The organism is Thermoleptolyngbya sp. M55_K2018_002 (assembly GCF_015295965.1).
GTDB lineage: Bacteria > Cyanobacteriota > Cyanobacteriia > Elainellales > Elainellaceae > Thermoleptolyngbya > Thermoleptolyngbya sichuanensis.
In genome coordinates this window covers 1-23,200 of sequence record NZ_DVEA01000162.1, presented here as the reverse complement: position 1 = coordinate 23,200, position 23,200 = coordinate 1, and the positions used below count along the sequence as shown (strand labels likewise).

Below are 23,200 nucleotides of genomic sequence, written 5' to 3'. Positions count from 1 at the left end.
AAAGTTACTTTGATGAAAGTCCTGGCCTCAACAGGAAACGCCCCCTTACTTTGAACTCCTTCAGTCTTTTCGTCACTTTTGAAAGAGGTGAAAGCGCCTGCCTATTCATCCTATTTGTTTGTATAGAGGCGATCGCCTAGAGACAGCTTCTCTTCAATTTTTAAGGAATCTCAGGTTTTTGGTAAATCTGAGGGAGGCTTCCAAGCCACGCTCGACTGCCGCTACCTTTTTGTCAATCCTTCTAATTCTTTTTTGTCAATTCTCTAAAGTTTCAAATCCAAACCTAGATCAAGGATCTACATGAGTCAAAACGACCAAAACTCCGCCCTCAAAATTATCCCTTTGGGAGGGCTGCATGAAATTGGTAAAAACACCTGCGTGTTTGAATATGCTGATGAAATCGTGTTGCTAGATGCAGGTCTGGCCTTTCCCACCGATGGAATGCACGGCGTAAATATCGTGCTGCCTGACACCACTTACCTGCGCGAAAATCGCCAGAAAATCAAGGGCATGATTGTCACGCATGGACACGAGGATCACATCGGCGGCATTCCCTTTCATCTCAAGCAGTTCGACATTCCGGTAATGTACGGGCCACGTCTGGCAATGGCGCTGCTAGAAGACAAACTGGAAGAAGCAGGGGTTGCCGATCGCACGGAACTACGCACCGTTCGCCCCCGTGAAATGGTGCGGATTGGCAAATATTTCCTGGTAGAGTATATCCGCAATACCCACTCCATTGCGGATAGTTTCAGCGTGGCAATTCACACCCCCTTGGGCGTTGTGATTCACACCGGAGACTTCAAATTTGACCATACGCCTGTGGATGGCGAATACTTCGATATTCAGCGTCTTGCAGAGCATGGCGAGAAGGGTGTCCTGTGTCTAATTAGCGACTCGACCAACTCAGAAGTGCCCGGACACACTCCATCTGAGCGCTCCGTTTTTCCCAATCTCGATCGCCACTTTAGTCAGGCAAAGGGACGGCTGATTGTCACCACCTTTGCTTCGTCGGTGCATCGGGTCAACATGATTTTGGAACTGGCGAAAAAACACGGGCGCGTCGTGTCGGTGCTGGGACGCTCGATGCTCAACGTCATTGCCCACGCCCGAAAACTGGGCTACATCAAGTGCGAGGACGATTTGTTCGTGCCGCTCAATATGGCCAACAAAATGCCCGATGAGAACGTGCTGATTTTGAGTACGGGGTCTCAAGGTGAGCCGATGGCTGCGATGACCCGGATTGCCAATCGAGAACACAAGCAGATCCAGATCCGTAAAGGGGATACGGTGATCTTTTCGGCGAACCCGATTCCTGGCAATACCATTGCTGTCGTCAACACGATTGACAAGCTGATGATGCAGGGGGCAAACGTGATTTATGGCCGTGACAAGGGCATTCACGTTTCGGGACACGGCGCACAGGAAGACCAGAAGCTCATGCTGGCGCTGACGCGACCGAAATTCTTCCTGCCCGTTCATGGCGAACATCGAATGCTCGTTAAGCACGCGGAAACCGCCCAGAGTATGGGCATTCCCGCCGAGAATATGGTGATTATTGACAATGGGGATGTGGTGGAACTGACCCAGGACAGCATTCGAGTAGCGGGTAAAGTGCCGTCGGGAATCGAACTGGTGGATTCTTCACGCTCTGGCGTGGTGCATCAGCGTGTGCTGAAAGAGCGGCAGCAGCTTGCCGAAGATGGCGTGGTGACGATCGCCGCGACGATTGGCTGGAATGGTGAGTTGGTGTCTGTCCCTGCAATCCACCTGCGGGGGGTCGTGACCTCCGTAGAGAAATCTCGGCTGGAGCGCTCTGTGATGCAAACCTTAGAAACCGTGCTGAGCGATCGCTGGAAAGAGGTGACTCACAATTTTGGCGACGGAGAAATTGACGTGGATTGGACGAAGCTACAGGCGACGCTGGAAGCCGAACTGCGCCGACAGTTGCGCCGCGAGTTTCAACGGAGTCCGCTACTGGTGTTTTTAATGCAAACGCCAATTAAGCCCGTTTCAGTGTCCAACGGCACTCGTCGGCTAGAGGCAGAAAAGGTGGCTTCTTAGTGTAGAGGCAGAAAAGGTGGCTTCTCAGGGGCTTCTTATCTTAGTGTCTTCTTAGACGACAAGCGACTAGACGGCGGATAAGTTCATAGATCAAGCAAGACAAAGAGGGACACAGCCTATCAACTGCGTCCCTCTTTTGCTTGACAGAGATTAACCCTAGCAGACTGGGCAGATGCACTCAACTCAAAAATCTTGAGCGCTCTATCCAGCGGGCTTAACCACGATCCAGCGACCCGTCTGTGGATCGCGATAGGTTGTGAATGGGTTGGTTTTCAGGCTTTTTGGGCGATCGCCCGACGACTCGATCAGCGTAGCAGGCTGTGCAAACGGTGGGTTCTGGTTCTCCATAACGACGCACCCCAGAAGGCTTATTTAGGCGGGACTCTTAACCTAGATGAACGCCATTATAGGCAGCCCATTTTGCAGGTGGAAGCAGGGGAAAACCCCATATTTTCAAAATTCCAGACAATAGCTTCAAAGTGAAAACCGAGACTATCCCTTCGCTGCCTTTGCCTCCAAACTTTCCAGACGGCTCTTGAGCGTTTGATTGTCCTTCTTGAGCTGATCCAGCTCTTGTTGAAGTTTCTTTACAGCCTGATCCTGACCCGCATTTTTCATCACCCGCTGCACCGCTTCTTCGGCAATACGGCGAACGCGACCATCGGGGGTGCGGTCTGCAAGCGATTGCAGCACTGTGGCGGCGCGAGTGGTTTGCATCTGTCCCAAGGCCATCACCACAGACACCTGGGTCAAAAAGAACGACTCATCCGACAACTCCCGCAGCCGATCGAGAATGCGCTCGACCTGGGGTTTTTCTTGCCCAAGGGACACCGCCCCTAGCGCCCGAATTGCGGCCAGTCGAAGTGCCTGCGGTATGCCCATCGCCGTGTAGTCCAAAATTAGCTCCAGCGCCGCTGCCGATTCTTTCAGCTTGCTCAAGCCGCCGATGGCCCCACTGCGAACCGTTTCGTTCCACCCGGCGCGGGTGTCCAGCACCTCTCGAAACAGCTTGATTACCTTTTCTTCTTTGGACTTGCCGTTGAGCGGGCTGGCAGCCACCGTGCCGAGCGATCGCAGCGCTGCGGCCTCTACGTAGTAGCTGGGGTCGCCCTTTTCGGCTACGGTTTTAATTGCCTTATAGCTCTCCTGGGTTTTGATCTGGGCTAGCGCTTCGACGACCGACCGTCGCACTCGCGCATCGGCATCCTTTAACCCTTCTAGCAGTGCTTCTAGCGATTGATCCAGCTTGATTGAAGCCAGTTCTGCGGCCACCTCTGCCCGCACGCCCCAAAACGGATCGTGCGCCAAGGCATGACCCAGGGCTTTCACGGCTTCCAGGTTGCCTTTTTTGGCAAGGGCGATCGCCGCATAGATCCGAGAAACCGGGTCAGGATCATGCTTCAACTGCGCCTTTAGCTCTGCCACGCCATAGTCCAGCGTCACCTCTTTCAAAACGTGGTTGCCGACATCAAAGCTGACGAACTGCGGCTTTTCATCGAGCGGAAAATAGAAGGACTGTTCTCGCTCATGAATCCGCACGGTGAAGGTTTTGAGCGTCGCCAAGGGCTTGGCCGCCTTGTCTTTACCTTTGCCCTCTTCCTCTTTGGCATAGCCAAAGCCAATGGGAATTTTCAGGTCAAACAAGTCACTTCTAAGATCGGTATCGCCATCGGTTGCCTGAGTTTGCACCACCGTCACCTTTGCCAGCTTGCTGTCGCCATCCCAGCTATAGGACACTTTGTAGTCGGGATGTCCGCCGCGATAGACATATTGATCAAACAGAAATTGCAAATTCCGCCCGGTCGCCTTTTCGATCGCCCGCAGCAGGTCAACCGTTTCCACCGTTTTGTGGGCATTGTCGTTGACAAAGGTGTGAACCGCATCGAAGAATTCTTCATCGCCCAACTCCCGGCGGATCATGTGATACACGCAGGAGCCTTTTTCGTACAGGTGGCGATCGTATAGCTCGATCGCCTCCCGATAAACGTGGGTCACAATCGGGCGACGATAGCGGCTACTGTCTTCAGAAATATAGCTGCGGGCCTCATTCAGCCGATAGTAGGCGGCATCGTCGGCGGTGTATTCATGCTCCGTCCACAGCACTTCGGAATAGGAGGCCATGCCCTCTTTGATCCAAGCGTGGCTCCAGTGCTTAATGACCACCACATCTCCAAACCACTGGTGGGCCAGTTCGTGCGCCACAAGCGCCTCGGTGCTGCGGTTGTCTAGGGCGGCGCGTTCGTCGATCAGGCAGCGATCGGTCAGCAGCGTGGTGGATGTATTTTCCATCCCGCCAAAGATGAAGTCATCGACGCAGACCTGGGCGTATTTGGGAAAGGGGTAGGTATAGCCGAAGGTCTGGCTAAAGAACTCGATCATTTGGGGCGTTTTGCCCATGCTGCGGCGGGCATCGTCCTCCCGTCCTTTTTCTACGTAATAGGTGACGGGTTTGCCGTGCCACTCGTCGCGCAATTCGGCAAAGTCACCCACCGCCAGCGTCATCAGGTACGTGGGATGCACCTCTTTTTGGAACCAGTGGTAGATCTTGCTGTCTCCATCTTCGATGGTCTCCAGCAGTTCGCCGTTGGAAATTGCCAACAGGTGTTTTGGTACACGCACGCGGATTTCGCTAGTGGCGAGTTGCCCCGGATAGTCGAAACAGGGAAACCAGAAGCGCGAGTCTTCGTCTTCGCCCTGAGTCCACACCTGCACGGGCTTTTGGGGGTAGTGCTGGTCGGGTGCGATGAAGTAGAGTCCGCGCTGGGGGTGGTCGTTGCTGTAGGTGATTTCTAGCGTGATGGGTTTGCCAGAGCGGGTGGGGTCTTTGAGAGAAACCTGGAGTTGTTCACCGTCGTAGTCAAAGTGCAGCTTGTGCTTGCCTGCTTTGACGGAATGAATGTCTAGCTTGACCGCATCCAGCGTCAGCCGCTCAATGCCGTTTCGCACCGGGTTGAGCCGAATAGCGCAGGTGCCGCTGTAGCGCTGGTGGGCGAGGTCGAGATCCAGATCTAGGGCAATATGCTCGACCTGACCGGGGCGATCGGGGTTGTAGTGGGGGCGGGCACCGGGCAACTCGAAAGATCGGTAGCCATTATTATCTAGAGCGGTGGCGTAGACAGATTGGTAGACAGACTGATGGATCGTGCGGCGAGAGGACTGAGACATGCAATCAACCTGGAAAATGCAACGACGAGGGTGTGAGGGAATCGGGACTGGATAAGGACGGGGCAAATTTGAGGCAAATTCAATTCGAGACAGACTATCAGGATGGCATCTGACGTGGCAATGGGAGGAAGCAGTGGGAGGAGGTAAATGGGAAGAGCAGAAGCGCTTGCAATCGGGCGCATCCCAGTTCTGCAAGTTTGCCTTCATCCCCCAGCCCCTGCTCCCAAAGCGGGAGCAGGGGAGCCGGATTAGATGTCCCTCTGCCGCTTTGGGATAGGACTTTAGGGTGAGGGCTACAAAAGTGGGATGCACCCCTTGCGATCGCCCCACCTGGCATCCCCCTGCTGACGCTCTGCTGAGGCTCTGCATCCCTTCTGCTGACGCTCTGCCAGACCTTTTGCCAACAAGACGAGCGATCGCAGCTTGGAAGGCAAGTCTAGAAGCACGAATCTGAAAACAGAATCTCTGTTTTCAGAGGGGAAACCCATTGGCTAGGCAGATTGGGGAGGCAAATCCCGCAAGGCAGCCCTACGCACAGATGAAGTCTGTATGGGTTGATATCCGTATGGGTTGATACGGAGGTCAGCGAAAGCCATTGGCACAGATTGGCGGCAGGCAGTGTCCGTAGTTTCCACGCCCTTGCCTGACCCGAAATGTCTTCAGGCTCGTCCAGTCTATTGCTTAGATTAGCGCGGGAAACCAGTGATGAGATCGTTTCGCAGCAAAGGAGTATAGCTGTTGATTCGTCAAGGGGGCGATCGCCCTTCATTCCTCCTTCACATTTTTCTGCAAATGCTGACAAATTTTTTACCAAAATTCTGGCGATTTCCAGGGGATCGCAGGGCACTTTAAAGTCTGAAATGGTGCATCCCCCGCAATCAGCCTGCATTCTGCCCCATCTGCTGATCTAAGTGCAATGTTGCTGCGTCAAGCAAACCGTCTGAAGTCAAAATCGTTGTCTAACCTCCAGCCGGGCAGCCATCGGCTGTGGCGAGAGCGGCGTATCTGGCTGACGGCGATCGTCGTGGCAGGTGGCGTATTGGGGCTGCGCTGGCTGGGTGGGCTGCAATTTTTGGAACTGGCAGCACTGGATCGCGCCTTTCGCCTGCGTCCAGCCGATCCCGTGGATGAACGCATCGTCATCGTCGGCATTAATGACATCGACATTCAAAACCTGCGCGACTGGCCCATTTCCGATCGGGTGATGGCGGATTTGCTCCAAAAAATTAAATCCTACCAACCCCGCGCCATTGGGCTGGACATCTACCGCGAATTTTCGGTGGGCGAGGGCGGCGACGAACTCAAGGCGGTGTTTCGCACCACGCCAAATCTCATCGGCATCGAGAAAATCGCTGACTCGACGAGTCCGGGTGTAGAGCCGCCCAAACTGCTGAAGCAAGCAGGGCAAGTGGGGTTTAACAATGTCGTGACCGATAGCGACAACCGGGTGCGGCGGGTGATTTTGTATTGGGGCGTAAACGGCGAACTGCGCCGCAGTTTTGCGCTGAAGCTGGCGCTTTTGTACCTGCAAGACTGGGGCATCAATACCCAACCCGCGCCCGACAATCCTGGCGAGGTAAAGCTTGGGAGATCGGTGCTGCGGCGGCTGGGCAGCAATGACGGTGGCTATGTGCGGGCAGATGACGGCGGCTATCAAATTCTGGCGAACACGCGCAGTTCTCGCTATCGCACAGTATCGCTGACGGAAGTGCTAAACGGCGAGGTTGATCCGGCGCTGATGCGCGATCGCATCGTTTTGATTGGCTCCACCGCCGAAAGCCTGAATGATTTCTTTTTCAACTCCTACAGCCGGGAAATGAACGGCACCGTGCAGCGTATTCCTGGAGTAGCGCTCCACGCCAACTTCATCAGCCAACTGCTGGATGCGGCGCTGTATGGGCGATCGCCCTTGCAGGTTTGGCTCTCTCCGGTGGAATGGATCTGGATTTTGGGCTGGTCGCTGGTGGGTGCAGTTGTAAGCTGGCAATTTCGCCACCCGGCAAAGCTAGCCATTGCATTACTGGGAACCAGCAGCCTTCTGTTAGGGATCTGCTACCTGGCATTTCTTCAGGGGTGGTGGATTCCGCTGGTGCCGCCGCTGCTGGCGCTGGTTGGGTCTAGCGGCGTGATTACGAGCTACATTGCTTACCTCAAAGAGGAACTCAAAAAATCCAAAGAGTTTCTCAGTTCGGTCATCCACACGATTCCCGATCCGGTGTTTGTCAAAGATCGGCAGGGACGGTGGATTGTGCTAAACGAAGCCTTCTGCCGCTTTGTGGGCTATCCGCTCGAAACACTGCTCGACAAAACCGACCACGACATTTTCCCGCCCCATCAGGCCAATTTCCTGCGGCAGCACGATGAGAGCGTGTTTGAAACAGGGTTGGACAGCGAGAGCGAGGAAGAATTTACCAGCGCCGATGGAGCGCATTATCTAACGGCAACCAAGCGATCGCTCCACAAAGACGCTGCGGGTAATACCTTCCTGGTGGGCGTGATTCGCGACATCACCCAGCGCAAGCAGATGGAAGAGGAACTGCGCCGCACCGCTGCGGAATTGGTGCGCTCCAACGCTGAGCTAAAACAGGCGCAATACCACCTGCAACACCTGGCCTATCACGACAGCCTGACAGGATTGCCCAATCGCCAGCTATTGTGCGATCGCCTCTTGCAATCGCTCCTCTGGGCGCAAGAACACGACCAGCTTGTTGCGGTGCTGTTCCTAGATCTGGACGGCTTTAAGCACATCAACGACACCTACGGCCACGCAATGGGCAATCTGCTGCTCAAAGCCGTAGCCCAGCGCCTCTCTCGCTGCCTGCGGAATAGCGACACCGTAGCCCGCTTTGGCGGCGACGAATTTGTGGTGCTGCTGCCGGCCATTCCCCATGTGCAAGACGTGACCCGCGTTGCCGAAAAGATTCTCGATACGCTATCCCAAAGCTTTGCGCTAGAAGGTGAGTCAATTCCTGTTACCACGAGCATTGGCATCAGCCTCTATCCCACCCACGGCGACGACCCCGAAACCCTGCTCAAGCAAGCAGACCTGGCCATGTATCAGGCTAAGCAGGCTGGCAAGCGGCAGTATGCGCTGCCTGTGGAGGTGGAGAAGAGAGCGTCGTAAGGTTGTGAGAAATCAAAACGTAAGGTTGTGAGAAATCAAATACCGCCGACAAACCGCCCCGGACTCAGCAGCCTGTCTGGATCGAACTGCTGCTTAATGCCGCGCATCAGCCCAAGGGCGTTGCCGGGATAGCCCCACCCGTCGATCTGCTGTTTCAGGTCAACAGGGGCGGCCAGGAGGGAGAGGAAGCCACCCTGGGCTTCGCAGAGACGGCGTAGATCCAGCAGGTGGCCGGTGCTAGGCGGATCAGCGAACCGGAGCAGCCCCAAGCCGCTGCCTGCGTGAATCGTGCCGTAGGCCAGCGAGGGAAACTGGTCGGCAATTTTTTCCAGGGTTGCGGCGGCCTGATTGGGCAAGACTCCGATTTTGCAGGTGAGGGAAGGAGCGGTTTCCCACAGGGCTTGCAATGTTTGCCACAAGGATGCCTCAGCAGCGTCGGTGTAGGTGGACTCGACGAGAGCGGCGGCCTGGGCAAACTGGCGGAACTGGGCGGCCTGGGCATCTAGGGAAACGGCAAGACCCTGAAACTGCACCACTAGCCCCAGCCCTGCATGACCGAGGTGCTGCATGGCGGCTGGGGCAACCAGTTCCACTGCAACTGGGGCAAGCGCTGAGGAGAGGAGTGCCTGGGTGACGCGGGCGATCGCCTCTCGTTCTCCTGCCAGCACCAGCGTTTTCGAGGCTTCGGGCAAGGGATAGACGCGAAAGGTGACTTCTGTAAGGATGCCCAGCGTGCCCCAGGAGCCTGTGAACAGCTTCATCAGGTCATAGCCTGCCACGTTTTTCACCACGCGCCCACCGGCCCTGGCGATTTCGCCATCCGCCCGCACAAAGGTCACGCCGATTAGCAAATCTCGCACGCCGCCGTAGCGATGGCGCAGGGAGCCGCTATCGGCTGTGGCAATGATGCCGCCGAGGGTGGCTGCGTCGCCGTAGGACGGGTTGAGCGGCAAAAACTGGTTTTGTCGAGCTAGGTGTGCCTGCAAGTCGGCCAGCCGCATTCCGGCCTGCGCGGTGACCGTGAGATCCCCGGCTGCATGGTCGATCAGCTGGTTCATCCGGGCCGTGCTGATGCCGACCTGTATGCTGTCTGATACGCCGCCCCAGTGCAGCTTGGTGCCTGTGCCAAAGGGGAGCGATCGCCCTTTTTGCGCGTGCAATGCTTTCACCACAGCGGCAAGCTGGGCGGGCGAATCTGGCTCCACAATGCATTCGGGTATGCCACCAGGGGCGATCGCCTGGGACAGTTGCGCCTTCAGTGCTGGTGCGACCGTTTCCCAAACCGAGAGTTGCTCAGCGCCGACCAGAGATTGGAGACTGGGGACAAATTTGCTCATAAAATCCAGGTAACAGATCCAGGAAATGCTTCATGATCAGGCCATGCAAACGACCCGCTGACCATCCTCCCATAAGGGGTCGTTTTTGCAGCGTCGGTTTTTTTTCAGGGCAAGTCTAACCCCGCTCCTTTTCTCATGAATTGCGTCTACAGGTTTGCCATCCAGGACTGAGAGCGTAATTCTGACTATGACTCGTGCCATGACTCGTGATGTTGCCAGCCCAGTGACTCAGCCGCCCCTGCTCAAAGATGAGATTCAGCAAGCTTTTATTATTGCGTATCGGGAAGAGACTGAGCCGCTAGAGCAAGCGCTGGCCAATGAAGGCTGGCAGGTCAAGCTATTTCGCAATGAGCGATCGCCCGACTCCTCCTGTGCCGCCATCTATTGCTGCATGATGAACCACCGTCGAGCTTGGGTGCAGGCGGCGGCAGAACCCCGGCCAACCCTAATCGTCGAAGCGGATTTTGTGCCCGTGGTTGGGATGTCGTCTCTGCCGCTGCCGATGGATTTGTCTCAGCCCTCCACCGGACTCTGCTGGCTTTACACCTGCGCGGCACAGATCTATAGCCTCAGTCCTGACGGCTTTGCGGAGGGATTTTCAACCTCGCTAGTCGCCTACGTCGTCACGCCTGCCGCCGCCCGCTGCCTTTGTGGCCTGGCTGACTGGGTGCATGAGCATCACGGCACGGGCTATTTCAATTTCGACTCCGAGGTGGATAAATACCTGCGATCGCACGGCTTCAAAAACTACATCAGCTTTCGCAACTATGGCGAACACGGCGGCATCCCCAACCCAGAGCATCGTCAGCATGGTATCAGCGGCATCCACCGCGCCGACGTGCTGGCCGGGCCACTAGCCTTTCGCCCCCTCTACGCCGGAACCGGACACCAGTGGCGATCGCGCTATCTCTGGATTCGCCTCAACGCCCGCCTCAAAGGGATCGGGCGGCTTCTGCTGGGGCGTTTCCTCCGACCCAAGATCCTCCGCAAAGCCAGCGCCCCAAGACGAATGCTGCAATGGGCGATCGCCCGTCAACTCATCCGGCGGCTTTGAGGGAAGCGTGGCGCAGTAGCGAGTCTTTTAGAAGGAGCGCAGGGGAGAGTGGAATTGGCACGAGCGTTCTAAAAACTCGCTTCTAATCCTCTCTAATCCTCTGTCGCTCTTTCGTCATCACTCTTCTGTGGATTCCGGCGGCCGATATCCCCGCTCATAGGCATAGCGGATTAGCTGCGAGCGGTTTTCTAGCTCCAGCTTGCTGAGAATATTGCTGAGATGGGTCTGCACCGTGCGCGGGCTGACGAAGAGACGCTCGCCAATTTGCTTGTTGGTATAGCCCTGGATCACTTCAGCAAACACCTTTTCCTCCGCTGGCGTGAGCGGAAGCGGGGTCGGCGTAGCAGGGCGATCGCCCGCCGCAGCACTGACGCTGACCGACTGCTGCATCAGCCGCACAATTTCGGAGTGAATCCGGCGCGATCGCTCCAGTTGGGCCTCGATCTTGGCGACTAGCTCCTTCGGCTCGAAGGGCTTTGCCAGATAGTCGTCTGCGCCCATCTGGTGGCCCTGCACCCGGTCGTCCACTTCCTTGCGGCTAGAGAGAAAGATAAAAGGCACGAGTTGCCCCGTGCGGCTGGCCCGCAGGCGGCGGCAAAACTCCAGCCCGTCCATCTCTGGCATTAGCACATCCGAAACCACTAGATCGGGCGGATGCTGCTCAAACAAGGTCAACCCTTCCAGCCCAGACCGGGCTTCTTGCACCAAGTAGCCCTGATTTTGCAAGTATCGGGTGAGCGCTGTCCGCAAGGTGGTGTCGTCATCTACGATCAAAATGCGTTTCATATCAGCTACCCAGTTCCAACCCTGCCAACAGCATCACAGGTTCCTTTTGCATACATCGAGATCTTCTATCGAGCCATCATAGCGGCTGAGACTTGAATTGAGACAGGGTGCGATCGCACTCCCTAGCTCCCGAACTAACCTGCTAATTCTTCCAGAACTGACGCACTTGCGATAAGCTCTTTGGATTTTGGACAATTTCTCGCGGGCTGTGCCTCGAGAAATTGTCCAACTGCGTAAGTCCTATCTTCTTAAGCAATCCCGTTCAACGGAATAAACTTTTAAGGACGAGTTAAGGATGAGTTTTGGGGACGGTCAAGCTTCCTAAGTTTTCCAAATCATTTTTCAAATCAGCGGACATTCTGCAAAATTATCAGATAAATCTGACAAAACAGTGACATCACCCAAAGACATCTTCATCTTTAGGATTTTTTCGCCTTTTTTGTGGTTGCCCCACCGTTGATTGTCTTAGATGAACAGTTCCTCCGATTCATCTTTGAGAAATTGAGCAATTGCAAGTTTGAGATATCATGCCCCTGGCTCAAAAAACTGGCACGTTGCCTCAAGGAAGCACTCTTGTCGAGAAACTTTGGAGAAACTGATCCGAAAGCTGCTCACTCTTGAGCATTCTGGCTCTTCTCTCCGCCACTAAACTAGCCAAGAATCGTTGATTTATCACTTAGGAGTCGGCAACGCTCTATGTATGAAAAGATTATTCCCCCGACCGAGGGTTCACGCATCACGTTTGAGAACGGTGAGCCACAGGTTCCTGACAACCCTATCATTCCCTTTATTCGAGGCGACGGCACAGGCGTAGACATTTGGCCTGCGGCTCAGAAGGTGTTTGATGCGGCCGTGGCAAAAGCCTATGGCGGGCAGCGCCAGATTGTCTGGTTCAAGGTGTATGCAGGCGATGAAGCTTGCGAACTCTACGGCACCTATCAATACCTGCCAGAAGATACGCTGGCGGCAATTCGAGAATATGGCGTGGCGATCAAGGGGCCGCTGACTACGCCCGTCGGCGGCGGCATTCGTTCGCTAAACGTCGCCCTGCGACAAATTTTTGACCTGTACGCCTGCATTCGCCCGTGTAAATACTATGCAGGCACGCCCTCACCCCACAAAACGCCTGAAAAGCTGGATGTGATTATCTATCGGGAAAACACCGAAGATATCTACCTGGGCATTGAATGGAAGCAGGGCAGTGAAGTGGGCGATCGCCTCATCAAGATCCTCAATGAAGACCTGATTCCCGCCACCCCCGAACACGGCAAAAAACGCATCCCCTTGGATTCGGGCATTGGCATCAAGCCCATCAGCAAAACGGGTTCCCAGCGACTCGTGCGCCGCGCCATTCGCCACGCCCTGCGCCTGCCCAAAAATAAGCAGATGGTGACGCTGGTTCACAAGGGCAACATCATGAAATACACCGAAGGCGCATTCCGCGATTGGGGCTATGAACTGGCCACCAGCGAGTTTCGCGCTGAGTGCATCACAGAACGGGAATCCTGGATTTTGGGCAACAAGGAGAAAAACCCCGACCTCAGCATCGAAGACAATGCCCGCATGATCGATCCGGGCTATGACGCGCTGACGGCGGAGAAAAAGGCGCAAATCTGCGACGAGGTACAATCCGTCCTCGATGCCATTTGGGACACCCACGGCAGCGGCCAGTGGAAAGACAAAATTATGGTCAACGACCGCATCGCCGACAGCATCTTTCAGCAAATCCAGACGCGCCCCGATGAATATTCCATCCTGGCGACGATGAACCTAAACGGCGACTATCTCTCTGACGCGGCAGCGGCTGTCGTTGGCGGGCTGGGCATGGGCCCCGGCGCGAACATTGGCGACTCTGCTGCCATCTTCGAGGCGACCCACGGCACCGCGCCCAAGCACGCAGGACTAGACCGCATCAACCCCGGCTCCGTCATCCTCTCTGGGGTGATGATGCTGGAGTATATGGGCTGGCAGGAAGCGGCCGACCTGATTAAGAAAGGCATCGGCGGCGCGATCTCGGCCGGCGAAGTCACCTACGACTTGGCCCGACTGATGGAGCCACCCGTGGAGCCGCTGAAATGTTCTGAGTTTGCCGATGCCATCATCCGCCATTTCTAACAGCGTCCATGAGCGTGTTTTCATGAATGCGTTTTCATGAATGCTTTGTTAGGGACGGCCGACTGATGCAACGAAACTAATGCAACGAAACTAATGCAACGAAATGGTGTGTAGCTGCCTGTTTGCCACACACCATTTCCGATCGGTTTGATGCAGATTAAACAGCGCCGAGGGTTTGGAAGACTTGCAAATCGCTGCCAGAACGGGCGCTTATGGATTCGAGAACGTGTTGAACTCGCCATTGCGAGGCCGGGACGGAGCCGAAAACGGAGCCGCTTCAACCGTAGGGGACTGAGCAGGCTGCGTGGGAGCTGTGTAGAAGTCGCGCCCGTCAAACTGGGGTTGCGGCGGAACTGCGGAGTTGCCGCTTGGGAAGCCCGCTGCGCCCGCCCCTGAAATCCCTGAGCCTGAAATGGAGGAATCAGGCACGGGCAAACCGGACGGAAGGGACGCAGGCGCGCCGATCGGCTGACCCAGTGTGCCCGTCGGCAGGGGCTGAACCCCTAATGGCGGCAAGTAGCCCGTGCTGCCCGGTGGTGGCGAGGTGCGGGGCAGATAGGGGCCCGGTAGCGTGGGCGTAGAAAAGGCTGGGGTGAGGGAGGGTTGGCTCAGAGGTTGGGCGGGTTCTCCAGGAATAGGTTGCAGGACGGAACCGCTGGGAACGGTGGCGGGGATTCTGGGGAGAGTGCCAGATGAGCCTACTGGAGAAGGCTCGACTGTAGAAGGTGGGCTGCTGGAGCCTGCCTGACGCTGGAGCGCTGATTCCAGTGGACTAACGGGGAGAACTGGTTGAGATGGCGTAGAGCCGGGAACAGGGCTGCTCACTGTACCCACTGTACCCACTGTGCCAGCAGGGGCGATCGCCGGACTCGGCAATATGGGACTGGCTGTAATAGGACTGGTCGTGTGCGCAACGGTGATTGTGTTCAGGATTGGGTCTGGCTTGGCTGAACTGCTGGACGAGCGGCTGGCTGTGGGGGCAGGGTTCAGCGACAGAAGGTCTGTGGGGGCGATCGCCGACGATGCAGGCAGACTAGAGGTGGAACCTGCTTGGCTCGGCGATTTGAGCGCATCGGGCAGGCTGCTAGGAGAAACGAGCGGCTCCTCTAGCGCCAGAGGTGTTCCCGTTGGAAATCGACGCGCTCCCAGCACGGGCAGGTTGTCAATGTCGATTTGAGCGCGATCGCCCAGGGATCGACCTTGCCCCGTTGGGTTTGACTCAAAGAGACCCGGCGGCAGGGCACGATCGCTAGATGAGTCAGCGCCGAATTCTAGGGGGCGATCGCCTAACCAACCGGACAGCAAAGCAGGACGCTGCCAATAGGCCCAGGCCAACGCCAGCGCCAGCACAGGCACCGCCGCCGACAGCCAGACTCTAGGGCGCAGGAGCAAGCGCGCTCGGCTACGAGAGTAGCGATGGGTTCGAGAAAACCGAATGGGCGAAGGCATAACCCAAAAGACAATAAAAACGGCAAAGGGAAATGACTCAATTTAACGGGGCTTGAACGGGGGCTGATGCGCCTACAAGTTGAAAGCTTAAGAATTCTGAAGATAAAAGTACGCCAGTAGTGCGCCAGTAGATTGTCTGATCGGTTTGATATTGCACCAGCTTGAAACGTTACGCCAGCTAGAGAACCGAGCAAGGCAAACCATAAAAAGACCCCTCGATTCTATCAGCGACCCCCAAAACCGCCATAAACTTAACCAGAGCTTTGTAGTTCCTTCACACAAGGCTTCCTGAAAATCATTTCATTAAAAAAATTACGGGTTTTGCAAAGAATCGGTGAATTGTGGCCCGCGCCCAATCATTCCAGAATGCCTGCGGGAAGAAGGCAGCACTTTCTGGAAGCGCTATTCTTAAAAGGCGTGAACATATATCCTTAGTATCTGTAGGAAGTATTCGTAGGATCTGTGGACATTGCGGCAGTCTCTAAAGTCAGACGAAAAAGTCAGACGAAAATCAAGTGTTTGAAGCCGTCTGATTACTGCCATGCAAAGGCGCAACGTGGCTATCTACAGGCTGTCTACCTACAGGCTGTCTACAGGCTATCTAAGGCATCCAGCGCTGACCGACAGGAGAAACGGCTGTGAACATCTTTGGGATTGGTCTGCCAGAAATGGCGGTGATTATGATTCTGGCGCTGCTGATCTTTGGCCCGAAAAAACTGCCAGAGATTGGGCGCAGCCTGGGCAAGGCGATCAAGGGCTTCCAGGATGCATCTCGCGAATTCCAGGAAGAGTTTAAGAAGGAAGCAGAGCAAATCGAGAAAACCATCAGCCAACCGATGGAAGCCAAGCTAGAGCCGCCCGCGCAAAAGGTTCTCTCGGCAACGGAGACGGCTGAGCCGACGGATGCTGAAGTGATCGCGCCCGTCGAAGAAGATGCCGCCAGCCCTTCCCAACCCGGCTAGACGATGGGCGAGTCTCGTGATGTGGCGATCGCCCCTACGCCTCAGCTCATTGTGGGTCTGGGCAATCCGGGCGCTAAGTACGACCGCACCCGGCACAATGTCGGATTTATGCTGGTGGACGAGCTAGCCCGCTCCTGGCAGATCAACCTGGCAGACCACAAAAAATTTCAGGGCATTTTTGGGGAAGGCACTGGCCCGCACCGCGACAAAATTCGACTGCTCAAGCCCCAGACCTACATGAACCTGTCGGGTCAGTCGATTCGTGCGGTGGTGGATTGGTACAAGCTCTCGCCGGAGTCCGTGCTGGTGGTTTACGACGACATGGATTTGCCGCTGGGTCGGCTGCGGCTGCGGCTATCGGGTTCCGCAGGCGGACACAACGGCATGAAGTCCATCATTTCGCACCTGGGCACGCAAAATTTTCCGCGCCTCCGCATCGGCATCGGCAAGCCCAAAACCGCCGCCCTCGAAGACAAAGACACGGTTTCTCATGTGTTAGGGCAGTTTTCCAAGGCGGAAACAGAGGTTTTGACCGAAGTGCTGCGGCTGTGCGAAGCGGCGATCGCCCTCAGTCTCAAGCAAAGCACCGAAAAAGCCATGAGCCTTTATAACAACCGGATTGCGGGCAGCTAGCGGCGAGGGGCAGCAGAGATCAGAGGATGGGACTAAAATGCCAGACGCTCATGCAAGACGCTCATGCCAGACGCTCACGCAAGATGCTCACGCAAGATGCTCACGCAAGACGCTCACGCAAGACGCTCACGCAAGACGCGCTATGTCCCGAAACCTGACCTCTGCATTCCGCTATGAGTAGGCGCGATGGGCCAACCATTCTTCAACGTCAGCCTGAGACTCTAGGGAACTTGCTTCGCCAGAAATCGGGTCATAGACATGCCACTGCACCTTTTGGGTGGTGCGATCGCAGTCTTGCCAGATGCGGGGTTGGAGCGAGGCGAGGGATTCAGCGCTGGGCGCAGTCCATTTAATGTTCATGAAACAGCAGTCCTTCGGAAATCAAAAACGGATCACGAAACCAAGAAGCAGCGTGGGTGAAGGGGCAGCATTGCGTCTGGACTGGCGCAGGTTGCCCGCGCGGTGGGCAAAGAACCCAACCAAAGCAAAAACTAACCCGTTGGCAAATAACCCTTGGGGAAGAGGCGATCGCCCCACAGGTGCTAGCCAACTAGTTTCACTGAGAAAATAATACTGTGTCCTTAGATACAAAACAATGCTTTTGGGGAAAATCGCCCAGGGAGGTTCACCCAGTCGGATAGACGAGCGTGGGAACAACGAATGTCGTGATGACAAATAGGGATTGCGAACAGGGATTGCAAATGGCTTTACCAGATTTTGCCGAATCATGCTGAATCCTGCCGGATTATGCCGGACTATGCGGATGCGCGGTGGTTTGATTGGCCGATTCAGCTTGCATCTGTAAACAATGCTCATGAAACAATGCTCATGAAACAATGCTCGTTAAACAATGCTCGTTATCCGCGCCGTTCAACGACTCGCACGGGGGGTCTAATATAGAGAAAGATAAACTTATGTCGATGCTGCCTCGTCATTCTCTGCCATGCCTTCTCAAACCACCTCGTCTATTTTTGTCGAAAAGAAAAAGCTGTCGAAGCCGCCGCTGGAGCTACACTACCTGGGCGATCGCGTGCTGAGGCAGCCTGCTAAGCGCATTACCAAAGTGGACGACGAGGTGCGCCAACTGGCGCGGCAAATGCTGCAAACCATGTACAGCGAAGACGGCATTGGGCTAGCGGCTCCCCAGGTCGGGGTTCACAAGCAGCTCATCGTGATTGACATTCATCTGGATGAACCCAAGACCCAGCCGCTGGTGCTGATCAACCCCAGCATCACGCGCCAGAGCAGCAAAACCTGCGTGATTCAGGAGGGCTGTCTGAGCATTCCGGGCGTATTTCTGGACGTGACTCGCCCAGAAGAGGTTGAGGTGTCCTACAAAGACGAGATGGGCCGCCCGCAAAAGCTGGTGGCAAATGATCTGCTGGCGCGGGTCATTTTGCATGAAATGGATCACCTAAACGGCGTGATGTTTGTAGACCGGGTGGACAACGCCTTGGCGCTGAACCAAGAGCTAAGCAAGAATGGCTTTTCGGTGCAGGCTGTGAAGCCCGTTGCCTGAGATCCGTCTCGATTGACCGCTGCCATCGTCCGCCCATCCCTCTGTCCTATGATGACTCCCAAAAGCGGCCTGTTTCTTGCAGGCTCCTGCATTGCGGCGATCGCCGCCATTGGTTCCATCTTCGAGCTGACCTCCAAAACGCCCCAACTGGGGACAGCGCCCACGGGCATTATTCTGGCGCTTAGCATTCCTCTAACGGTGCTGCTGTTTTTGGCGGCCGTCCGCGATGCCCGAGCAAACCAGTGACGGACTTTGTGCCCCAGGTCGCCTATCTGCGGCTATGTGCCCCGACGGGCGCAGCCCAGGCAGATGTGGTGTATCCCCTACCGCTGACGCGAGAGGTGCGGCTGGGGCGCGATCCAGACTGCCAAATTGTGGTGGATTCGGCGGCCTACAGCGGGGTTTCCCGATTTCATGCCTGCATCGAAGCCACGCCTGACCGAGTGGGCTGGCAACTCCGCGACCTGGAAAGCACGAACGGGACTTACCTGAATGGGCGACTCCTGCATCAGGCAGAGCGGCTGCGGGCGGGCGATCGCCTCTCCTTGGGCCAGCGCGGGCCGCAGTTTGTGTTTGAGCTGCGCCCGGTTCAGCCGGCGGATGATGCTTCGATCCCCGATGCCCGCCTGATTCCCACTGTGTCGAGCGACTTGCAGGCAGAGGCCGATTTGCTAGACCCGCCGGAAGAGGCAGGGTTTGCTGATGAAGGCATCACCGTCAGTCAGTTGTTTCCCATTCTTTCTACTGGAACCGATTTGCTCCAGCGGGCTTACTTGGTGCCAGGAATCATCACCGTCAGCTTTGTGGTGCTGCTGTTTATTGCGGTAGGCAATCCGCCCGTGTTTAATGTCACGCTGGCGACCTATCTGGCGATCGCCGCCTATTACGTGGTCTACCAGCTTTGTGGCAAACCCAAACCCTTATGGTGGCTGCTGGGGGCGGCGCTGATGATGGTGGTGCTGCTGCTCAGCCCGGTGCTGAACCTGTTTATCTATGTGTTCCAAGACCTGCTGCCCGGAGACATTCCCACCCAGTTTTCTGGCAATTTGCTGGTTTTGCTGGGGCAGATGTTCATTGGGGCAGGGCTGATGGAGGAACTGCTGAAGGCGATTCCGGTGCTGGTGGCCTGCGCGGTGGGTCTGGCGCTGCGACCGCCCTGGCGAGAGCGGTTGGGGGTCTGGGAACCGCTGGATGGTATCTTGCTGGGCACTGCTTCGGCTGTCGGTTTCACGCTGCTGGAAACGCTCGGACAATACGTGCCCAGCGTCATTCAGAACGTAAACATGCAGGGAGGCATCGGGTTGGGAGAAGTGTCGGGGCTACAAATTTTGATTGCCCGCGTGCTGGGGTCAATCGCCGGACACATCGCCTATAGCGGTTATTTGGGCTATTTCATCGGCCTCAGCATGTTAAAGCCGGCCCACCGCTGGCGGACTCTGGGAACGGGCTATCTGACGGCCTCTGTGCTGCACGCGCTATGGAACGTCTGCGGCATTTTGAACCTGTCGGCGCTGGCCATCGTCGGCAGCGTGTCCTATGCGTTTCTGATGGCAGCCATTCTCAAGGCCCGCAAACTCTCGCCCACGCGCCGTGAGAACTTTGCTACGCAACTGAGGCGGCAAGGGTAGGAGGGGTTGGCGTATTGGGGCGCTGGAGCGGGCTACCCTGTCGCTCTGCTTCGGTCGCACCCTACGCCTTGGATGGGTCAAACCTTGGATGGGGCAAGCCTTGAATGGGTCAAACCTTGAATGGGTCAAACCTTGGATTGGTCAATAATATGGCGGGCGATCGCCAGACTGAGGCGGGCTTGCTCAATGCTAGAGAGGTCTTCCCAGGCTTCGGAGCGCACCGAGCGCAGCGCTCCCTCTAGCAGGTCGTTTTCGTCCTTGTCGCGCATGGCATAGGCGAAAGGACGCGCCAGCACGTACAGATCATCATCGCCCCAATCGGGCAGCACGTCGCGGACGCTGGCAACCAGTTGATCGGCCAGAGAGCTAGAAGAGCCGATCGCCATCTGCGCCTGCTGCACCAGCCGCTCCAGCAGTCCTTGCGGCATCCGGTCGGCAAACCGCTGAAACAGTCCGCTGAAAGAAGCGGTCGTCAGCACGGGTTGAGCCGCATTTTGAGCCGCATTTTGAGCCGCATCCACCGTGGCCCACAGTTGGTCAAGTTGCGTGGAAAGGGACTGGGCATAGGAATCGAGCATGTCAGTCGGCCAACCCGCTGCCACTTCCTGCTCAAGCTGTTCAAAATAGCTAGATGCGGCAGGGTCTGCCGGATTCCAGGGGTAGGATGCATCCGCATTATCTAATACGACCTGGAGGAGTTCTAGCTCAGCCTGAGACCGAAAGGCAGAAAAGCAGGGACGGGTTGAATCACTTGCCATGGTTCTTGCTCCTGAATGCGCCGGACGAGTGTTGTCTATGGTTACTTGTATTAAGTGTGGATATCGAATGGGTTCGATAGGACTAGCTACAGACTCGGATGGGTCAGTTCCGTAATTGGCTGATAAGGAATTTGAAAATTTTGGCAGCGGGCTAAAGTGGAAATTTTGAAAGAGTATTATCCAGACAACTATAAGCACAATAAACCCAGAAAGCCGTACCTGCTCTGGCCAAAGCGCAGCCAAGAGCCAAGCGTCATAGGGGCGGCGTGAGGTCATTGGGCACAAACTCTAGCTGAAATGTGCCAAATCGGAGGCGACTGTGGGGCTTGAGGGCGACCTCTTCCTGATGCACTTTTCGCCACTGGCCCTGCGGTTCCAGCAGAAACGTGCCAAAGCGAGAAAAGTCGCGCAGGACGTAAATCGGCTCTGCGCTGGCCGCCCCGACCGACCCGCGATAGAAAATCTCAGCGTGGCGACGAGAAACGCCGGGAGATTTGATCACCAGGTCATTGCCTTCCAAAAAGCCAACCCGCACCATGCCGCCGTAGATGGGCCAGGTCTGGTGGGGCGGCTCGACAGCGCGGAGGCAAGCAGAGGGAAACGGCACCTCACCCCAGCTAGAGGGATTTTCGGGAATTTCCGTAACCCCTTCTGTCAGCGGTTTGACCAATTCGCCGTCAAATTCTGGATGCATGTAGAGGACGGGCAAGGTCCAGGCGATCTGGTTGAAGCGGTAGAGGGTCAGCAAGTGCTGGCGGGCGATCGCCACGGCCTCGTCGATGGGCGATCGCTCGGCCAGGGCCCGGGCAAATCGCTGGATAAAGCTGTGGGCTTCGTGTTCGGCAATGCGATCGCGCATCCCCAGCACCGCAGGTACGCCGTGATGAATTAGCACTTCGGCCAGGCTGCTGCGGGGAATGGGGCGATTGCCCTGCATTTCAGGCTGTGCGCCCCAGCAGGCGTTGAACACGGCCAGCTTGATGCGGCAACGGGTTAGCACCTGCGCCAGCTCCGTCCCGTTCATCGTTGCATCGGGACGCAAGAAGAGCATTCCGCCGTCTGGGCCGGGCATCCCGTGGCCAGAGTAAAACAGCACGTTGTACTGCTTGGTTTCTAGGTGAGACGTGAGTTCGGCGGCAGTCGGCTGCACCAGCGTTGTCACTTCGCAGGGCACGGGCGGCACAAAGCGATGAAACGCTTCTCCCTGAGTGACATCCTGAAGCAGCGCCGTCAGCGCGTCGGCCTCTTGCTGCAACTGGAGGCGAAAGTCGCTGGTGGAGAGGCTGCGGTCGGGTTCAGCGTCCTGTCCCTGCACCAGCAAGATCCGCAGCGAGTTTTCCTCGCGCAGGGCCGGCAGCGGATCGACTTCGTTGGTGGTGCGGCTAAACAAAAGCTGCTGGCTGAGGGCGATCGCCTGTCGTCCGGGCTGGGGCTGCATGATTTCCCAGGGCAGCGCCATTAGCTCAGGGTCACGAATCTCCAGCCGCAGCCGCAGCGATCGCCCCTGTCCCTGAGCAATGCCCTGGCTCTGGGCCAGGCTATTTTGGATGGAACCGTCAAACAACCACTGCCAGAGACTCACGCCCAAATGCTGCATTAGGCGACCTGCGTAGCCCGGTGTTGGGTCGTCGGGCTGGGGCGGCGGCAACACCACCGCCGGAATCCGGGGAACGGCGGGCAAATCTCGCAGACAAAACATGGACTGCCAGGCCTGCCAAATCTCGGTTAGCTCCGCTGACCAGGCTCGGTCGTGATGCACGTAACCTGCCTGCGATGGGGCTTGTAGCACCCAAATCGCATAGTGGTCTGCGTCAGCAGCAGTAAGGCGGCGAATCGCAAGCCGCAGGCAGGGGTGATCAGACGAAAGCATGAAACCGAAAGTCTAAATGGCTAATTCAACAAAATCCATGACTGAAACCGAAATGCACCCAACGTTGTGTTGCGGAAGGCAAAGCTGTAAACGGGCGGTCAACGGGTTGAAGTTTGAATCCAAGCCCAACCTTCAAACAAACACACTGAATCAATACGCTGAATCAAACAAGAATCAAACAAACACACTGGAATACAAACACACTGGATATAGTATTCCCAAACCTTTTCCAGGCTTCTGCGCCCCTCAATCGTGCGATCGCCCACCCAGTCAATGCCATCCTACAAGGTCGATCATGTAAGGTCGATCGTGACACTGCTGACGCTTATCCAGTGTATCGAGTAATTCACCGGGTTTTTCCTCTTTGTCCCCAGAAGACTAGATCTCCAGAAGACCAGATCTTTGGAGGTTAACCGACAGGAGGCGAGGCGGGTGGGGCGCTGGGGGGCGTGGTAGGCTCAGCAGGCGGCGCAACAGGCGGCGGACTGGGGGGTGGAGCAGGCAAATCGGGGGTTGGGGACGAAGAGACGCAAACGCCGCGCTGGGCATCGGTCGGCATGGGGTTGGGCATCATCAGCGGACGGAGATCGCTCAGCGCCACCCAGCCATCTGCTCCAGGCGGGGCGATCGCGCTTCGTTCAGGCAGTGGGGTATCGGGCGTATCCGCTGCGGGTGGGGCTGGCACCTCGCGAAGGGGCGAGCTAATGGGCGATGCCGGGAGCGTCGGGTTGGCGCT

General features: G+C 56.4%; 17 protein-coding genes and 1 pseudogene. 9 read left to right on the top strand and 9 right to left on the bottom strand.

The window, feature by feature from the left end:
• The first annotated feature begins 300 nt into the window (after positions 1 to 300).
• Positions 301 to 2,064: a ribonuclease J gene (locus IGS51_RS08065; RefSeq protein WP_277772610.1), complete on the top strand. Its 1,764-nt coding sequence runs from the start codon at positions 301 to 303 to the stop codon at positions 2,062 to 2,064.
• Positions 2,065 to 2,265: 201 nt separating this feature from the next.
• On the opposite strand, the gene IGS51_RS08060 is transcribed toward IGS51_RS08065, so the two are convergent.
• Positions 2,266 to 2,412 (bottom strand): hypothetical protein, encoded by a 147-nt coding sequence (locus IGS51_RS08060; protein WP_297077870.1) that lies wholly within the window; start codon positions 2,410 to 2,412, stop codon positions 2,266 to 2,268.
• Between the two features lie 144 nt (positions 2,413 to 2,556).
• Complete coding sequence (locus IGS51_RS08055; RefSeq protein ID WP_297077867.1) at positions 2,557 to 5,229, bottom strand: M1 family metallopeptidase; 2,673 nt, start codon at positions 5,227 to 5,229, stop codon at positions 2,557 to 2,559.
• Positions 5,230 to 6,145: 916 nt separating this feature from the next.
• On the opposite strand from IGS51_RS08055, the gene IGS51_RS08050 reads away from it, so the two are divergent.
• Entirely contained in the window at positions 6,146 to 8,353 is a 2,208-nt protein-coding gene (locus tag IGS51_RS08050) for a CHASE2 domain-containing protein (protein ID WP_297077865.1), read from the top strand.
• A gap of 35 nt (positions 8,354 to 8,388) precedes the next feature.
• Here the strand turns inward: IGS51_RS08050 and IGS51_RS08045 are convergent, their stop codons facing one another.
• Positions 8,389 to 9,690: an FAD-binding oxidoreductase gene (locus IGS51_RS08045; protein WP_297077863.1), complete on the bottom strand. Its 1,302-nt coding sequence runs from the start codon at positions 9,688 to 9,690 to the stop codon at positions 8,389 to 8,391.
• A gap of 199 nt (positions 9,691 to 9,889) precedes the next feature.
• Here IGS51_RS08045 and IGS51_RS08040 point away from each other — a divergent pair, with 199 nt between their 5' ends.
• Positions 9,890 to 10,744, top strand: a complete 855-nt coding sequence (locus IGS51_RS08040; RefSeq protein WP_297077861.1) for an LPS biosynthesis glycosyltransferase — start codon at positions 9,890 to 9,892, stop codon at positions 10,742 to 10,744.
• A 117-nt stretch (positions 10,745 to 10,861) separates the two neighbouring features.
• Here IGS51_RS08040 and IGS51_RS08035 read toward each other — a convergent pair whose 3' ends face one another.
• A complete protein-coding gene (locus IGS51_RS08035; protein WP_297077857.1) occupies positions 10,862 to 11,530 on the bottom strand; it encodes a response regulator transcription factor in 669 nt (222 codons plus the stop codon).
• Between the two features lie 696 nt (positions 11,531 to 12,226).
• On the opposite strand from IGS51_RS08035, the gene IGS51_RS08030 reads away from it, so the two are divergent.
• Positions 12,227 to 13,645 carry an NADP-dependent isocitrate dehydrogenase gene (locus IGS51_RS08030; RefSeq protein ID WP_172354738.1) on the top strand — a complete coding sequence of 473 codons (1,419 nt, stop codon included), beginning with the start codon at positions 12,227 to 12,229 and terminating at the stop codon, positions 13,643 to 13,645.
• Between the two features lie 210 nt (positions 13,646 to 13,855).
• On the opposite strand, the gene IGS51_RS08025 is transcribed toward IGS51_RS08030, so the two are convergent.
• Positions 13,856 to 15,094 (bottom strand): hypothetical protein, encoded by a 1,239-nt coding sequence (locus IGS51_RS08025; protein WP_297077853.1) that lies wholly within the window; start codon positions 15,092 to 15,094, stop codon positions 13,856 to 13,858.
• A gap of 638 nt (positions 15,095 to 15,732) precedes the next feature.
• Here IGS51_RS08025 and IGS51_RS08020 point away from each other — a divergent pair.
• A complete protein-coding gene (locus IGS51_RS08020; RefSeq protein ID WP_297077851.1) occupies positions 15,733 to 16,056 on the top strand; it encodes a TatA/E family twin arginine-targeting protein translocase in 324 nt (107 codons plus the stop codon).
• A gap of 3 nt (positions 16,057 to 16,059) precedes the next feature.
• Complete coding sequence (gene pth / locus IGS51_RS08015; protein WP_297077849.1) at positions 16,060 to 16,689, top strand: aminoacyl-tRNA hydrolase; 630 nt, start codon at positions 16,060 to 16,062, stop codon at positions 16,687 to 16,689.
• A gap of 171 nt (positions 16,690 to 16,860) precedes the next feature.
• Here the strand turns inward: pth and IGS51_RS08010 are convergent, their stop codons facing one another.
• Positions 16,861 to 17,049, bottom strand: coding sequence for a hypothetical protein (locus IGS51_RS08010; RefSeq protein ID WP_297077846.1), 189 nt, complete (start codon positions 17,047 to 17,049; stop codon positions 16,861 to 16,863).
• A 583-nt stretch (positions 17,050 to 17,632) separates the two neighbouring features.
• Here IGS51_RS08010 and def point away from each other — a divergent pair.
• From def to IGS51_RS07995, 3 genes are read left to right on the top strand one after another with little or no spacing between them, the layout of a single operon-like run.
• Positions 17,633 to 18,208: a peptide deformylase gene (gene def / locus IGS51_RS08005; protein WP_297077844.1), complete on the top strand. Its 576-nt coding sequence runs from the start codon at positions 17,633 to 17,635 to the stop codon at positions 18,206 to 18,208.
• Between the two features lie 51 nt (positions 18,209 to 18,259).
• Positions 18,260 to 18,454 carry a hypothetical protein gene (locus IGS51_RS08000; protein WP_172358839.1) on the top strand — a complete coding sequence of 65 codons (195 nt, stop codon included), beginning with the start codon at positions 18,260 to 18,262 and terminating at the stop codon, positions 18,452 to 18,454.
• Complete coding sequence (locus IGS51_RS07995) at positions 18,451 to 19,836, top strand: PrsW family glutamic-type intramembrane protease (RefSeq protein ID WP_297077842.1); 1,386 nt, start codon at positions 18,451 to 18,453, stop codon at positions 19,834 to 19,836. Before IGS51_RS08000 ends, IGS51_RS07995 begins: the two co-directional genes overlap by 4 nt.
• A 125-nt stretch (positions 19,837 to 19,961) precedes the next feature.
• On the opposite strand, the gene IGS51_RS07990 is transcribed toward IGS51_RS07995, so the two are convergent.
• From IGS51_RS07990 to IGS51_RS07980, 3 genes and pseudogenes are all read right to left on the bottom strand, one after another.
• Positions 19,962 to 20,594: a hypothetical protein gene (locus IGS51_RS07990; RefSeq protein WP_297077840.1), complete on the bottom strand. Its 633-nt coding sequence runs from the start codon at positions 20,592 to 20,594 to the stop codon at positions 19,962 to 19,964.
• Positions 20,595 to 20,847: 253 nt separating this feature from the next.
• Positions 20,848 to 22,464 (bottom strand): CHAT domain-containing protein, encoded by a 1,617-nt coding sequence (locus IGS51_RS07985; protein WP_297077838.1) that lies wholly within the window; start codon positions 22,462 to 22,464, stop codon positions 20,848 to 20,850.
• A 409-nt stretch (positions 22,465 to 22,873) separates the two neighbouring features.
• A pseudogene (locus IGS51_RS07980) lies at positions 22,874 to 23,200 on the bottom strand (hypothetical protein); the annotation flags it as partial.

What these genes read in the sequence shown, in the direction of transcription:
- IGS51_RS08025 (WP_297077853.1), bottom strand. Translation starts at nt 15,094, where the DNA reads ATGCCTTCGCCCATTCGGTTTTCTCGAACCCATCGCTACTCTCGTAGC.
- IGS51_RS08050 (WP_297077865.1), top strand. Translation starts at nt 6,146, where the DNA reads ATGTTGCTGCGTCAAGCAAACCGTCTGAAGTCAAAATCGTTGTCTAAC.
- IGS51_RS07990 (WP_297077840.1), bottom strand. Translation starts at nt 20,594, where the DNA reads ATGGCAAGTGATTCAACCCGTCCCTGCTTTTCTGCCTTTCGGTCTCAG.
- IGS51_RS08010 (WP_297077846.1), bottom strand. Translation starts at nt 17,049, where the DNA reads ATGAACATTAAATGGACTGCGCCCAGCGCTGAATCCCTCGCCTCGCTC.
- IGS51_RS07985 (WP_297077838.1), bottom strand. Translation starts at nt 22,464, where the DNA reads ATGCTTTCGTCTGATCACCCCTGCCTGCGGCTTGCGATTCGCCGCCTT.
- IGS51_RS08030 (WP_172354738.1), top strand. Translation starts at nt 12,227, where the DNA reads ATGTATGAAAAGATTATTCCCCCGACCGAGGGTTCACGCATCACGTTT.
- def (WP_297077844.1), top strand. Translation starts at nt 17,633, where the DNA reads ATGCCTTCTCAAACCACCTCGTCTATTTTTGTCGAAAAGAAAAAGCTG.
- pth (WP_297077849.1), top strand. Translation starts at nt 16,060, where the DNA reads ATGGGCGAGTCTCGTGATGTGGCGATCGCCCCTACGCCTCAGCTCATT.
- IGS51_RS08045 (WP_297077863.1), bottom strand. Translation starts at nt 9,690, where the DNA reads ATGAGCAAATTTGTCCCCAGTCTCCAATCTCTGGTCGGCGCTGAGCAA.
- IGS51_RS08040 (WP_297077861.1), top strand. Translation starts at nt 9,890, where the DNA reads ATGACTCGTGATGTTGCCAGCCCAGTGACTCAGCCGCCCCTGCTCAAA.
- IGS51_RS08035 (WP_297077857.1), bottom strand. Translation starts at nt 11,530, where the DNA reads ATGAAACGCATTTTGATCGTAGATGACGACACCACCTTGCGGACAGCG.
- IGS51_RS08065 (WP_277772610.1), top strand. Translation starts at nt 301, where the DNA reads ATGAGTCAAAACGACCAAAACTCCGCCCTCAAAATTATCCCTTTGGGA.
- IGS51_RS08055 (WP_297077867.1), bottom strand. Translation starts at nt 5,229, where the DNA reads ATGTCTCAGTCCTCTCGCCGCACGATCCATCAGTCTGTCTACCAATCT.
- IGS51_RS08060 (WP_297077870.1), bottom strand. Translation starts at nt 2,412, where the DNA reads ATGGAGAACCAGAACCCACCGTTTGCACAGCCTGCTACGCTGATCGAG.
- IGS51_RS08000 (WP_172358839.1), top strand. Translation starts at nt 18,260, where the DNA reads ATGACTCCCAAAAGCGGCCTGTTTCTTGCAGGCTCCTGCATTGCGGCG.